The 13,943-nt window shown below is 53.5% G+C and carries 10 protein-coding genes; 2 read left to right on the forward strand and 8 right to left on the reverse strand.

Annotation, left to right across the window (positions count from 1 at the left end):
- Nucleotide 1 precedes the first annotated feature (1 nt).
- The 8 genes from ABDW36_RS15870 to ABDW36_RS15905 all read right to left on the reverse strand — a co-directional run bounded on the left by ABDW36_RS15870 (nucleotide 2) and on the right by ABDW36_RS15905 (nucleotide 12,662).
- On the reverse strand, nucleotides 2–724 hold the full coding sequence (locus ABDW36_RS15870; protein WP_343702902.1) for a DUF2071 domain-containing protein: 723 nt from the start codon (nucleotides 722–724) through the stop codon (nucleotides 2–4).
- Nucleotides 725–758: 34 nt separating this feature from the next.
- The gene (locus ABDW36_RS15875; protein ID WP_343702903.1) at nucleotides 759–1,472 is read right to left on the reverse strand and encodes a hypothetical protein; all 714 of its coding nucleotides are present in this window, start codon (nucleotides 1,470–1,472) and stop codon (nucleotides 759–761) included.
- A gap of 13 nt (nucleotides 1,473–1,485) precedes the next feature.
- Complete coding sequence (locus ABDW36_RS15880) at nucleotides 1,486–4,089, reverse strand: hypothetical protein (RefSeq protein WP_343702904.1); 2,604 nt, start codon at nucleotides 4,087–4,089, stop codon at nucleotides 1,486–1,488.
- Nucleotides 4,090–4,183: 94 nt separating this feature from the next.
- Complete coding sequence (locus ABDW36_RS15885) at nucleotides 4,184–4,948, reverse strand: hypothetical protein (protein WP_343702905.1); 765 nt, start codon at nucleotides 4,946–4,948, stop codon at nucleotides 4,184–4,186.
- Nucleotides 4,949–4,997: 49 nt separating this feature from the next.
- On the reverse strand, nucleotides 4,998–5,969 hold the full coding sequence (locus ABDW36_RS15890; protein ID WP_343702906.1) for a 5,10-methylenetetrahydrofolate reductase: 972 nt from the start codon (nucleotides 5,967–5,969) through the stop codon (nucleotides 4,998–5,000).
- Between the two features lie 110 nt (nucleotides 5,970–6,079).
- The gene (locus ABDW36_RS15895; RefSeq protein WP_343702907.1) at nucleotides 6,080–7,723 is read right to left on the reverse strand and encodes a glycoside hydrolase; all 1,644 of its coding nucleotides are present in this window, start codon (nucleotides 7,721–7,723) and stop codon (nucleotides 6,080–6,082) included.
- 27 nt (nucleotides 7,724–7,750) lie between these two features.
- Nucleotides 7,751–9,340, reverse strand: a complete 1,590-nt coding sequence (locus ABDW36_RS15900; RefSeq protein WP_343702908.1) for a RagB/SusD family nutrient uptake outer membrane protein — start codon at nucleotides 9,338–9,340, stop codon at nucleotides 7,751–7,753.
- Nucleotides 9,341–9,368: 28 nt separating this feature from the next.
- Nucleotides 9,369–12,662, reverse strand: a complete 3,294-nt coding sequence (locus tag ABDW36_RS15905; RefSeq protein ID WP_343702909.1) for a SusC/RagA family TonB-linked outer membrane protein — start codon at nucleotides 12,660–12,662, stop codon at nucleotides 9,369–9,371.
- A gap of 179 nt (nucleotides 12,663–12,841) precedes the next feature.
- Between ABDW36_RS15905 and ABDW36_RS15910 the strand changes: the two genes are divergently transcribed.
- A complete protein-coding gene (locus ABDW36_RS15910; RefSeq protein ID WP_343702910.1) occupies nucleotides 12,842–13,156 on the forward strand; it encodes a hypothetical protein in 315 nt (104 codons plus the stop codon).
- A complete protein-coding gene (locus ABDW36_RS15915; RefSeq protein ID WP_343702911.1) occupies nucleotides 13,138–13,935 on the forward strand; it encodes an alpha/beta fold hydrolase in 798 nt (265 codons plus the stop codon). Before ABDW36_RS15910 ends, ABDW36_RS15915 begins: the two co-directional genes overlap by 19 nt.
- The last annotated feature ends 8 nt before the right edge of the window (nucleotides 13,936–13,943 follow it).

Below are 13,943 nucleotides of genomic sequence, written 5' to 3' on the forward strand. Positions count from 1 at the left end.
GCTAGTATATCTTTTTACTTTTCCAGGCTACTACTTCTACGCCTTCGGAGTAATGCATTAAGTCTGGACTATTTGTCAGGCTTATGTCCCCGATCCTGTAGCCCAGATCCAATCGCTGCATGTCAACCTTTTTAATTCCCCATTCTCTGTGATGAATATCGTAACGATAAATTATACTGTTCTTTTCCAGATACAAGCAATATCGTTCTGTTAGCCAGTTATCTAACTCTTTCTTTTTAGTTGCCTGCTCTTTTACTTCGAATTCAGCATCCAGGTGGAAGTTCCTTTTGGCGTTGATTGATCTATATTTGTTACTCCCCCGTTGAATCTTTGACTTTTCATAAGGAAGTCCTGATAGAACCCTGGCAACAAATGCAGACAATTGTTTTTCAGCTTCAATGCTCAGAAAATAAACTCCCTTTTTATTATCGTTATTAATGTATGTCCTAACGTTAATTCCCGCAAATTCAGAAATGAATTTGATGGCCGGCAGACTTCTTGGCCTGATTTTCTGCATCGTAAATGCTACCAGAGAGACATAAACGTTCCCCTCAAAAGTATCAAGGTTCAATTCTCCGGGGACAAGCTTTCGTAATGCATCAAATGGAACCTTCCAATGTAAAAACAAGGCGTTGTTCCATTCCTGGTAGTACGTCCACTTCCCCACCGGAAAATCAAAAGGTCTGTGTTCAGTATCTGAAAGAATGCTGTCTATATCTTTCATTTTCGCAGCAATTCATATAATGATAGCTAAGACTCTATTTATTCATCACGATTTTTGTCTTTGCAATAAACCAAGGTACGGGCTCGCAGCCATTTTTTTCGTCGTTCAAATAGTCAAGAACTTGCTCGGATTTATCATCACTATCAAACAATCCGAAATCGTTCAATGTCAATTGGAACTTGTCCGAAAGTTCTTTGCCAATATCGTGGCAATGAAAAGTATGAAAACTTCCATCTGTCTCAATTCCAATGTAGTCGAACCCCAAAAACACTTCATTTTTGTCTTCCATGACAGAGTTTAAAAGTGTCACCCCAAGGCCGATTTTTTCCATATTCTCCGATTGTGGTTTAAACTCCTCCAGTATGCCCCTTCGTTCAGTTTCATCAAAATAAAGCGCCATTACCTTTATCTCATTTAGGTGAGTGAAGAACTTATTCCTGTATTCCAAGGCCGTCTGAAGGTCTGCAAACACATTTACCCACCCTAATTTTTTTTCTTTGTGCTTGCTGTCTACCCATGTTCTGATGGAATTTACCTGAATGTCAGAAAGTTGAAAATTCTCCTTGGCGTCCTGCACCTGTTTATCGTTATCAATAATCCAGCTATAAGCCCAGGTATCAACCAGATTGTCATTAATACACTCACTACAAGTATAAACAAGCCGATTTGCTCCAGACCCGCTTTTTTGAGTCTGTAGTTTTGTTAAGTAATAACCACCTAGGTAAAATTTCTTTTTATTATCCGGCATTGTTTTATAGTCCTTATTTCTTCTGCTGCGCCAAAAAGGTTATCAGCGAAGCCAGTTCCTCATAAGACAGCGAATTAGCCAGCCCCGCGGGCATCATGGAGTTCTTCATCTCCTTGCGGCTGATGATATCAGCCGTTTTCACCTCTGATACATTCCCGCCAATATCGCGCATCACCACCCTGGCAGCCGTTTCTTCCGTCACAAAACCCATATAGCTTTTATTACCCTTCGCGGTGATCATCACGGTGGCAAAACCCTGTGAAATGGAAGCGTTCGGTTTGAGGATGGATTCCGCTATCTGCTCCCGGTTCATGATGGAGCCTATCTGCCCCATAAAGGGGCCTTTCATTTTCTCGCCCTTGCTGATGCTGTGGCAGGCCACGCAACCCTGGCTGGCAAACAACAGCTTTCCTTTAGCCGGGTCTCCCTTCAGCTTATTGACAGCCAGCAGCACATCTTCAATAGACGACTTGCCTACCTGGCCTTTTTTATTCTTGATCTTCTCCAGGTCTACCGCAGGCTCTTTGGCAGCCACCGGCTCCGGTTGCTTCAACGGTGCAAAAGCGGCGATCTCCATCCGGAGGCGGGCATCCAGGTCACGGAAATATTGTTTTTTGGCGGGGCCTTGCTTCAGGGCCTCGGCTTTGAGGAACTTCTCGATGGCCGGAGAGCCTTCCCAGGTTACCGCTTTGTAGTATGGGCCATGAGAATCAGGCCGGGTACCCCACCACCAGGATGCATCATAAGCGGCTTCTTTCTTGTAGAGGCGGGCCAGTGTAGTCAGTATCTGGTTCTTTTGTTTTATCGTTTTAGCCTGCCGGTAAGCGGCCATTAACCCGTTCACCGCCTTCTGGTCATGCATATAACGCAGCGCCCATAAAGCGAGCGTTCCGTTTTCACCATTGATGGCCGCTACGGCGGCATCTACCGCATGGAGGCTTACGAGCGCCTGCACGGCCAGGTGAGGCAGTACAATAGCGGAATTAGGCGTAGCGTGCGGGCCTTCGGTGTCTTTAGCCGGCGCTGCAAAGGAAGCGGGCACTGCGGTTTTCAGCAAGGCAGCGGCGGCTTCCGGGCGGCCTAAACGCCCCAGCCCGATGATGGCCGCGGCCTGTATGCGCGGGGAAGCACTCTGCAGGCCTTCCAGGAAAGGCTGCTCAGGCACGTCTTTCACAATTCCCTTGCGGTCTGCCAGCGCGCGCAATGCATGTTCCTTCACGGCGGCGTCTTTTGTGAGCGCCGTCAGGGAAGGGATGCCTGCTGCGCCTGCAGCCTGTGCATAGGTGTAGATACCGGCTACGCGGGCATATAAAGGCAGCTGTGCGTCTGCAGCAATGGCCCATGCGGCGGAGGTGTCCGCCCGCGCCACCAGCTCCTGCGAAGCGTCCAGGCGGGCTACAGCGCTGGCGGATTGCAACAGTTGCGCCAGTTCTTCTATGGAAGCCCTGGCCACGTTGGGGTAAGCCTTGTACGTCCAGTTATTGGGCACGGCCCTGATCACATAGCCCTTTTTGGGGCTGCCGGAATAGCCTGCGCCATCCCAGGCGGAGAGGAAAAGCCGGCCGGAGCCGTCAACATCCAGGTCTGTGATCTGGGGAAGCTTCAGGAACTCTTCTTCCTGCTGCGTGAAGGTGGGGCCGTCTGGCGTTACACGGTGAAAATAGAGCATGCTCCGCCCCCAGTCTGCCATCATGGGAACATTATTATATTTTTCAGGCCAGGTGGGCTCTGCCATAAACAGGGCGCCCGTGCCGGAACCGCCGCCAACGTCTACGAGGGCGGGCAGTATTTCATCTGTGAAGTGTTTGAACAGTACGGGATAACCGTATTCGCCGGACTGGATATGGTGAGAGAACCGCACGTTCCATCCTCCGCCGTCATTGGTGTTTTCCCTGGTGAAGATATTCATGTACGGGTCTATGGCCACGTCATACACATTACGGGTGCCGTGCGTGAATACCTCCATTTCGGTGCCATCCGGGCGTACCCGTACAATACCGCCGCCCAGCATGGTCAGCTTTTTGCCGGAGCGGTCTGTAGCGTTGTGGAACCCGAAATCTCCCACGGCAATATAGATCCAGCCGTCAATGCCCATCCGGATACCATTGGTGGCGTGGTCTGTTCCCCGCTCCTGGATGTACCGGGTGTTGCTGAGGTTTTCAACAAGCGGCTGCGCAGGGCCGTCTGCCTTGCCGTCTCCGTCTTTATCTTCAAACAGCACCAGCGCCATGCCGGTAGCCTTGCCGGTTTCAGTGGAGAAGGTGGTATGCAGTACGTATACCTTGCTGCCTTGCACCAAAATGCCACGGGGATTGTCTACCACGGCAAACTCCGTATGCTCATCCATCTTGCCGTCATGATCCTTGTCTATAAGCCTCAGGATGCGGCCTTTGCCGGGGTCTTTACCCAGTGAGCCGATCATGTCCACGCCTACAAACACTTCGCCAGTGGGCGCTACCGCCAGGCAGGCGGGGCTGGGCGTTACATCAGGGCCGGAAAAGCGGGTGATGGTCAATTCCGGAGGTTCGTTGGACGTGCCGGAACTGCCTCCGAAGAAATGGCTTGCGCCAATGAATACCGTAAGGGAATAGATGAGCGGAAGCGTAAACTTAATCATGCACTGTTTTAATTTAAATGTGTACTTATCAAAAACAAAAAGAGCGGGTCAATATTAAAAAAAATAATTTTACCATGGAAGTATTTTGGGGCTATCAGGCCCCCTGGCGGAGGAGGGCTATCACCTTTTCTATCATCTCCGCCTGCTCCGCTGCATGGCCCGTTTCCGCCTCTATATTGATGTACCGCTTGTGCTTCCTGCCGTAATACACGCTCAGGGAGCCGTCATCCGCGGCCTTTTTAGCCTGGAGAACAACGTTGTAGCCGGCTGAGCGGAGCGCGCGGTAAAGCCTGCCGTCTGTGGTGAGGAAGAAGTTATCAGGGTCACGGTCATCACTTTTATGAACTTCGGCCGCATCCTTTTCAAATTCGCCGCCTTCCATGTAGCTGAGAACAGACAGGCCTCCATCTCCGTTATTATGAACGGCTATCAGCACCGCCGCATGCCGGGGCACCTTATTCAGTAAAAAATGGGCAAAACCATGAACGGCGTTGACGGCAGACTTTGTACTGTATTTGCCCTGCTCCGTGAGCGTGGCTTTAATGCCGGTTTTGGAGAACATCCGGTTGGGGTCGAACCGGAAGCTTTTCCCTCTCTGGGTGAAAACAATGTTCCGCTGGTGATTATTCTCAATGCTGATCAGCACACCGCCGGTTTTTCCCAGCACCGTGCCGGCGGCTTCCACGCCGGTGGTCTCATCATCGTGCAGGCTGATCATGACCACATCCTTGCTGCTGCCGTAAGCGGCTACTTTTACCATAACGGGCCTGGTACCCAACCTGTAGGAAAAAGTGCTTTCATGATTATCAGCAGCCAGCAGCATACCCAGCAAGGCCATCAACAGCAACATCTTTTGCATACGCTGTTTTACAGTTGATTCCTATAAATAGCGGCAAATGGCATTCCAGTTATTGCAGTGCGCCGGCAGCGGCTTCTGCGGCTACATTAACGGGCTTTCCGGTGAGCTTTATCACTTCCTGCAGTATCTCCTGGGAGGCATTGATCTCGTCTTTCTTGATGGAGATGCTTTCGATGTTAAACCCTACGGGCATGTTCTTTTTATCTGCATACTCCAGTATCTCTGACGCTACGTTCAGGCAGGTTTGAACAGAAGACTCCAGGATGTCTTTTGAATGTTTCAGGTCATTAAAAAGCCATTTGGGCACTTTGATGCCCAGCCACTCCATGAACTGCAGCGTTTTCAGAGAGCCGCAGGGAGCCAGCGTGAAGATGATGGGCGCGGGACGGTTTGTATTTTCAGAGCAATGATAGTAATAGTCAGACAGGAGGTTCTTGGTATCGCTCACGTTATATACGCACTGAGACACAAAAAAGCTGCAGCCTTGCTGCGCCTTGCGCAAAATGCGCAGGTGCTCGTCTCCCTTCTTCTCATGCCGCTCGGGTATGGCAATGCCGCCAATGAGCAGATCTGGAGACACCTGCTGCCGCAACGTGTATGCGTCGTTGAGGGAGAAGCCGGTTTTTTCCACCTGCTGGTGGGAAGAGGCGCCCACGAACACAGCATGCCCGATGTCATTATTATCTGTTAACCACTGGCCAAACTGCTGGCCGTTGAGGTTGGCAATGCTCTTGTAGATGATCTTTGGCACTGTGAGCCCGCCAAGGTACTGCCTGCTGTACTGCTCCGGCGGCACGGTGGGAATGAAAGCGAAGGTCCTTTCCTGCTCCGTCCTGGAAGATTCGTCCTGTATGTCATAAAGAATGAGCGCATCAATATTGCTCCTGGCAATGCGCTCAAACTGGCCTTTGGCTATTTCCGCTATCCTTTCGGGGGCAGTGGTTATTTTGGGCGGGGTCAGGCTGTAAAAGACCAGCCTCGAATTATTCAAATTGATTTTATTGGCCAGGTTAGGACTCATGACGGTATCGTTTTTCCATAAATTGAGCTGCAAGTTCTTCTAATTGGAACAAAAAAGCAAGCCTCCAGGGGATATGCCTGGAGGCTTGCGCCCAAAACGGGTTATAAGTTTTAGCGGTATTTGCCCACCACGGTCACTACAGACCTGGCTCCCAGCGCAATACCCTTTGCCGCATTGCCTTGTGTATGCCGCAGCTCATCTTTCTCTGAAGTAGTATAGACCGCTACCTCCGGGGAGGCCAGCTGCAGGCCGGAGAGGCTGATCTCTTCGTCTTTATTGGTCATATTGATCAGCACCGTCACAACCTCTTTGGTAGCCGGGTTCTTGTAGGCGGATACCATCAGGTTGGCGGCAGCGGTTTCCGGCGCGGTATTGTTCTGCAGAGCTGCGTCTACCCGTACCATGCCGGGGCGTACAAACCGGGAATAGTTGCCCAGGGCCCAGAGCATTTTGGAGGAGTGCACAGTTCCATCTTGCTGGGTAGCAGGCAGCTCTCCCATGGTGCCGTTTACGTCTGATACGTACACCAGGCCGTCTTTATAGTCTGAAGGGCTTACGGCCAGCCACCACTGCCAGGAGGTGGCGTTGCCGATCACAATGTCTGTATGGATGATGCGGGCTATATACAGCGCGGTATTCATACCCAGGTCACGCCCGCCGCCTTTGATGCCGTCTTCCTTGCCCAGTACGCAATACTCCGTTTGCCAGTAGTGCACCTGCGGGTTGATGGCGCTCATGCGGCTGGCCAGTTGCTGGCGGTGGCTGATAAGGGTAGGAACATCCGGCTGGGCAAAGTAGCTGTGGCTGGTCATGACCGGTTCCACTGAACGCAGCGCGCCAATGTAGCCTTTTCCGGAAGGGTTCCAAAAGTAGTTGAAGACATCACTTCTCTCCGGCGCCGTAGATACGGGGCCGTAGATGTAGTTGAGCGCGCCCGCTTCCCCGAAGGCGATCTTTGCGGAGAGGCTTTTGGCGGCCATTTGGGCATCCAGCGCCTTGATGAGAGTGAACGCTTCTTCATTGGTAGCGGGGGTACCCTCCTGCGTGGCTTTTCCGTTGTTGCCGGCCATCCAGTCCCACTGCGGTTCATTCAGCGGACTGATATACCCTACGGGAATCCCCGCGTCTGTATAATGTTTGGTCACATCCGCCAGGAAGCCGGCAAAGGCATCCATCTTGCCGGGCTGCAGGTTCAGCTTGCCTTTGTCCGCACCACCGGGAGCAAAGGCGTAGCCGTTCTTTGTCATATGCACAGGTGCGCTGATGGAGAAGAGCAGGAAGTTTTCCACGTTCCTGGCTTTGGCGGCGCGGGCAAACCACTGGTTGCCGGCCTGTTTAGACCAGTCGTAGCTGCCGTCCGGCAACTGGAAAGATTCTTCCCGGCGCCAGGGTGAGCTGATGTTGCTGCCTTCTCCCTGTTCAAAGCTGCCGGCGCCGATGTTGATGCGCCACATAGACAGACCAATGCCTTTAGGATTGCCCTGCGCGTCCATCTCCTTGCTGAAAAGCAGGTCAGCGATCTGGTTGCGTTTGTTCTCCGGCCAGTTTTTGCCGATGAACTTGATGCCCCAGCAGTCAGACGCGCCGAAGCTGTGCATCACCTGCTTTTCCGCGGCCAGGTTAATGGTGGCGGTGAGCGCGGTATTCTTTGCTGCGCAGGTATCCGTTCCGTTCACAAGGCAGGGATCTTTTGCCGGCACGCTGTTTTTGCCGCAGGCCAGGAGGGCCACCAGGCTAATGGTCGCAATATTCATCTGTATCATCTTTGGTTTTAAATTACGCTAATATCCGGCATTTTGCTCCAGCGCCGGGTTGCTGTTCATGGCGGCGGCAGGTATAGGCCACAGCTCATGCACCCCTTCCTTGAAATAGAAGCCCTTGTTCAACGGCTCCCGGTGGCCGGCGGTTTCTACAGGGTCTGTGTTTACCGTGGTGTTGTATTTCACAAAAGAACCTTCCGGCCCCAGGAGGCGGGCAATGAGCTTTTTACCGCCAACCGTGGCACGGCGGATATCGTCCCAACGGAAGGTGCCCTCCCCTGCCAGCTCCAGCCGGCGCTCCTGCCAGATGGCCTCTTTCAGCGCATCTCCCGTGAGGCCTGCCTTTGCATCCAGCTCTACACGTTCCCGCACTTTGTTGAGAGACAGCAGCGCCACATCAGGCTTGTTATTGAAAGCGGCCGCTTCCGCATGTATGAGCAGCAGCTCCGCGTACCGCATGATAATATGATTGTAGGGCCAGGGGTCTCCCACCCTTTTGGCCAGCGGGATGTAGAACTTCCTGTAGTAGCGGAAAGACGTATGCGCGGGCTTGCCGTTGATCAGATGTTTGGGGAAGATGCGGGCAGGCGTTTCATTGTCTACCTGCTCCCCGGCTTTCAGGATGGTAGCCGTTCTCCTGATGTCATCCCCTTCTGCTATGTAAGCGTTCTCCAGGTCGCTGGTGAGGCCAAACCAGCCCCAGCCGCCGTCTACAGAGGCGGCGCCGGTGAGCACACCGGGAATGGGGCCGCGGCTCAAAGGCGCAGCATTCACGTAGTTCACTTCAAACATGCTTTCCACACCGTTCACGTTCTCTGGTTCAAATATCCTGTTGAAGCGTGTTTCAAGGGAATATTTGTTGGAGGTGATCACTTGCTGCGCGGTAGTTTCCGCATTGGGATAATCTCCACTGAAAAGGTACGCCTTGGCCAGCAGCCCCAGGGCGGCGCCTTTTGTAGCGCGGCCTACATCCACACTGGTATACTGATCGCGCTCCGGTAATGCGGCGGCGGCTTCCTGCAGGTCTTGTATCACCTGTTTGTAAATATCTGCCACGGATGAACGGGGCTGGAACGTGGTAGCATCCGTGGGGTCAAAATTGTTGTTGATCACGTCTGCACCGAAGGCTTTTACCAGCTCAAAGTAAAAGTAGGCCCGCAGGAATTTCGCTTCGGCGGTATACTGGTCTTTCAGCGCCTGCGGCAAGGCGGTTACTTCCTGCATGCCCTTGATCATGTAGTTGCAGTTGCGGATGCCTTCATGCATGTTCTTGTAAAAGTTCTCGATGTAAGACACGAAGGGGTTTACACCGGTGAAGTCGCTCACGCCTACTTCAATGGGCCTGTCCTGGTAGTCATTGGCGGCCCAGCCGTTGTCTGTGGAAGATTCCATCTGCAGCCGGGGAAACCATACCTGGTTCCAGTCTCCCCCGTCTATATAAGCATAACAGGCGTTCATAGTGGCGCGCGCGTTCTCCTCATTATCCAGCGAGCCGGTTTGCGGGTTGATGCCTATCAGTTCTTTATCCAGGAACGATTTGCTGCAGGAGCCGGCGGCAAGCACCGTAAAGCCGGCCAGCAGTATCGCAAAATATCTTTTGATGGGTTGCATATGATTGTTCATTTATGCGCTTAAAAAATCAAAGTCCTACAGAAAGACCAAAGGTCACGGCCTTGCGCGTGGGCGCCTGAGACAGGTCAAAGCCTGGCGACAGCAAGCCGAAATCATTGTTGAATATTTCCGGGTTCAACCCCTTGTAAGAGGTGATGGTCCAGATATTCTGCAGGTTCACATAAGCCCGCAGCTTTTTCATCCTGATCTTTTCCGTCAGCCGGCTATTCAGCGTATAGCCCAGCTGGATATTGTTGAAGCGGAAGTAATTGCCTTTTTCTATGAACCAGGAGTTGGAAGATTTCAGGTTGTTATTGGCGTCTTGCGCATCGTTGATGAAGCGGGGATAGGCGTTGGTGCTGCCGTCTCCGTTCCATGCCTTGTTGATGGAACCTTTCAGCACATTGGAGACCAGGGAGCCCATTTCCAGCCACTTCTTGGCTACCCAGAACACTTCGTGCCCGAAACGGCCGAAGCCGCCAACCGCCAGGTCAAACCCTTTGTAACCCACGCGGATGTTCAGGCCCAGGTCAAGGTCAGGGTAAGCATTGCCGATCACCGTTTTGTCACTCTCATTGATCACCCCGTCTCCGTTGAGGTCAGCAAACCTGAAGTCTCCCGGCACGGCGTTGGGCTGTATCTTTTTGCCCTGTTTGTCTACATACGCATCCACTTCACCCGCGTTCTGGAACACACCTTCTACCTGGTAGCCGAAAAAGTTGCCCAGCTCGCCGCCGCCTTTGTCTACCTTGATGAGGTTGCCGCCCAGGTCTTCCCCCACGCGGTAAGGGCCTTGCGAGGTGGCCAGCAGCGGCACGTTGTTATTGGTGCCCAGCTCGTTCAGGTATACACGGTTGCGTGACATGTTCACACTAACATCGTACGTAAAATCTCCGTTAGCCAGTTTATCGCGGTAGCCTATGACGCCTTCCATCCCTTTCACTTCCATGGTGCCCAGGTTGTACCAGGCGCCGGAGCGGATGCCCAGGTCAGGGCGGCCGAAGTTGTCGAAATACAGCAGGTCTTTCGACTTGCGGTTGTAGCGTTCAAAGTTGACGTACAGCCTGTTTTGCAGCCAGTAGGATTCAAAGGCGATATTCACATCCTGCGTGGTTTCCCAGATGAGGTTGGGATTGCCCGGCCGGCTCAGCGCCAGTATGTTGCTCACAGAGCCGCCCATTACATAGTAGTTGTCTGCCCCGCCGTAGCTTACAATACGCCTGCTCAGCAGGTCAAGCCCCACGGACGGGTCGTTAAAGGAAGCGTTGCCCACCGTGCCGTAGCCGGCGCGTATTTTCAGGAATGACAACGGCTTGAAATTCTGCAGGAACTTTTCGCTGGAGGCAATCCACGAACCGGACACGGAGGGGAAGGTGCCCCACTTCTTGTTGGCAGGGAAGCGGGAAGAACCGTCTCTCCGCACCGCCAGCTCCACGAAATATTTATTGTTGAACTCGTAGTTCACACGGCCGAAGTAAGAAGCCCAGGTTTCATTGTACCGGATGCCTTCCCCCTGCACATAGTTGTTGGGGGAGGTGGGCAATATGGGCGTGCCCGCGTTGTTGGGGTTCCAGAGGCCCGGCTGGTCTACCGGAATGTATGCGCGCCCCACCGCATTGCTGGCCCCGCTTTCTTTGCGCGCTTCGTAGCCCACCAGCACGTTGAAGCGATGATCTGCCCCGATGCTGAAATAATAGTTGGCCGTATTGGTCAGCCGCCAGTCTACATTGTAACCTGAATAGGAATATGCACGGGAGGCGTAGAGGTAATTGTCTTTTGTTTGATTAGGATTGTTGGCCACGCTGTCATAATTCTGGTCACGAGAGCCGAAGAAGTTATTGTAGAACGGCGGACTGTAAGAACGGGCAAAACGGTTGCCCGTGTTGAGGCCCGCCTGCGTGCGCAGCGTCAGGTTCTTCACCGGCATGATGTCTACATGCACATCCCCTACCAGGCCCAGCGCGTAGTTGTTGTTATGCCGGCTGCGCTCCAGTACCGCTGCAGGGTTGGGATTGCGCTCAATAGACGATGCGGAGAACTGGCTGTACTCATTCTGCCCCGGCCGCGCATGATGTACCGGCAGAATAGGCTCCGTACGCATGGCCGTCATCATATCCCCGCCCAGGGCGGGCGCTGCAAACGTTCCACCGCCCAGGCCGGAGTTTTGCCATTCTTCAAAACGCGGGTAAATAGTGGTGCCGGCGGAGATGAACTTGCTGGGCTTGTAGTCCAGGTTCACGCGGGCCGTGGCACGTTGCGTATGGCCGTAATAGAACGGGCCTTCCGTACGGTAATAGCTGACGCTGGCATAGGTGGTCAGCTTTTCGCTGCCGCCGCTTACGCCCACGTTGGCGTTCACCACGTTGGTGGGCACTACCACTTCATCCCACCAGTCTGTATTGGTAGCCCATGAAGGCGTAGTGTAATTGGAGAAGCGTCGTTTCTGTATGTCCAGGTACTCCTGCGCGTCTGCCATGTTGGGTTTGGCGAAGAACTCCCGGCCGTAGTTCACATCAATATCCGTTTTTATAACGCCTGCCTTGCCTTTTTTGGTGGTGATCACGATTACGCCGCCGGAAGCGTCTGAGCCGTAAATGGCTGCGGCGGCGCCGTCTTTGAGGATGTCTATGTTCTCGATATCGTTCACGTTGATCATGTTCAGGTTGGCGCGGCCCAGGTTGATGCCGTCCATAATGATCAGCGGGTCAGAGCTGGTGTTGAGCGTGGTGAAGCCGCGGATGAGTATTTTCGGGAACCCGCCGCTGGTGTTGGTAACCTGCACTCCTGTTGCCTTGCCCTGCAGCAGGGTGCCCAGGTTGTAGCCCGTCTGGTTCTGTATTTCCTCCGCCTTTACGGAAGCGATAGAGGAAGAAACCGCCAGCTTTTTGCTTTTGCCGTAGCCCTTGTCTACCACCACTTCCACATCCTGCAGGCTGATGGCCTGACTGGCCAGTGTAACTGTCATGCTGGCCGCTGCGGGCACTTCCCTGGTTTCAAAGCCTACATAAGAAACGATCAGCACGGCGCCCTGCGGCACCTTGAGGGAAAAGCGCCCCTCCTGGTTGGTGCTGGTGGCCGCGCCGCCGTTCTTCTGCACCACAGTGGCGCCGGATAGCGGCGTGCCGTCAGCCATTTTAACAGTACCTGCCGCGGTGATGGTGTTTTGCGCCACCGCTTTGGCGGTACATATGAGCAGCGGAAGGAGACAGGTGAAAGCGGCCCGTAGCCATGAAGCTGTAACACGGGGCACTGATGCCGGCCATGCGCTGCAAATGCGGCAGGCAAAGAGCCGGTAGGTTTTTCTAATTCTGGTGGTGTTCATTGAACAAGTTTTTGTACAGTCCGTGGAAATAATTCTCGAAAAAAACGATACCCCAATTTCCCCCCGATTCTCTTTTTGGACAATGGACGTTCCAATTGAAAAAATGGACATATTTATGGCCCAACTACAAAACAGCCATGCGGATTGCGGTATGAAGACGGATTTATTATCTTGTAGACATGATGATAACCCGTATCAGCCTGGCGCTTGCCGCGCTCCTTGCCGGCGCCTCCTTACATGCCCAGACAGGCGCCGCCGGCTTGTCTAACGGCAAGGCCAACACGATAAAAACAACGGCTCAATGGGCCGCCCAGCGGCAGCAGGTACTGGCCCGCATGCAGCTGGCCATGGGCCCCCTGCCAGACCGCAGCCGCCCCGTGCCCCTGCAGGTAACCGTAACAGACAGCTTTCAGCAACGCAACCACATCCGTTACGAGATCACCTTCATGGCCGCCGACAACGAACCCTACCGGCTTTGTTATTTGTACCGCTGAAGAAAGGGAAACACGCCGCCATGCTGGCCCTGCACGGCACCAGTTCACTCGGCAAACGCGCCATTACCAGTGAAAATACCACCACTGCCAACCGGGCATATGCGGAAGAGCTGGCAGACAGGGGTTATGTTGTGATCGCACCTGACTACCCCAGCTTCGGGCACCTGAAAGATTATGACTTTGCGCATGACCGTTACGAATCAGGCACTATGAAGGCCATCTTCAACCATATCCGCTGCATTGACCTGCTGCAGGCAAGGGAAGACGTGGATACCGCTCGCATAGGCGTGATAGGCCATTCCCTGGGCGGCCATAACGCCATGTTCGCAGCCGCATTTGACGAACGCATCAAAGTGATAGTGGCCAGTTGCGGCTGGACGCTCTTCAGCTATTACAACATTGGTGAAGCCGCCTCCCAACGTTACGGCGGCCGCCTGGGCCCCTGGGCACAGACACGTTATATGCCCCTGCTGCGCGATAAATACGGTCTTGACCAGCAACGCATCCCCTTCGATTTTGATGAAATAATAGCCACCCTGGCGCCACGGCCTTTTTTCTCCAACTCCCCGGTGAACGACAGTAATTTTGACGTGAAAGGTGTAAAGGCAGGCATTGCGAATGCGACGCCGGTATATGGCCTCTTTAATGCTACGCAGCGTTTACAGGTCAGGTACCCCGATGCCGGGCACGATTTCCCCCCGGCCCAGCGGCTGGAGGCTTACCGGTTTATTGACGAGGCGCTGGGGCATACGCCGGAGAAACATGCCTTGCTGCGGTAGGGTGGCAT

This window comes from Chitinophaga sp., assembly GCF_039596455.1.
Lineage (GTDB): Bacteria > Bacteroidota > Bacteroidia > Chitinophagales > Chitinophagaceae > Chitinophaga.

Coding starts and splice junctions, on each gene's coding strand:
- ABDW36_RS15875 (WP_343702903.1), bottom strand. CDS start 1,472: ATGCCGGATAATAAAAAGAAATTTTACCTAGGTGGTTATTACTTAACA.
- ABDW36_RS15870 (WP_343702902.1), bottom strand. CDS start 724: ATGAAAGATATAGACAGCATTCTTTCAGATACTGAACACAGACCTTTT.
- ABDW36_RS15900 (WP_343702908.1), bottom strand. CDS start 9,340: ATGCAACCCATCAAAAGATATTTTGCGATACTGCTGGCCGGCTTTACG.
- ABDW36_RS15880 (WP_343702904.1), bottom strand. CDS start 4,089: ATGATTAAGTTTACGCTTCCGCTCATCTATTCCCTTACGGTATTCATT.
- ABDW36_RS15895 (WP_343702907.1), bottom strand. CDS start 7,723: ATGAATATTGCGACCATTAGCCTGGTGGCCCTCCTGGCCTGCGGCAAA.
- ABDW36_RS15890 (WP_343702906.1), bottom strand. CDS start 5,969: ATGAGTCCTAACCTGGCCAATAAAATCAATTTGAATAATTCGAGGCTG.
- ABDW36_RS15910 (WP_343702910.1), top strand. CDS start 12,842: ATGATGATAACCCGTATCAGCCTGGCGCTTGCCGCGCTCCTTGCCGGC.
- ABDW36_RS15905 (WP_343702909.1), bottom strand. CDS start 12,662: ATGAACACCACCAGAATTAGAAAAACCTACCGGCTCTTTGCCTGCCGC.
- ABDW36_RS15885 (WP_343702905.1), bottom strand. CDS start 4,948: ATGCAAAAGATGTTGCTGTTGATGGCCTTGCTGGGTATGCTGCTGGCT.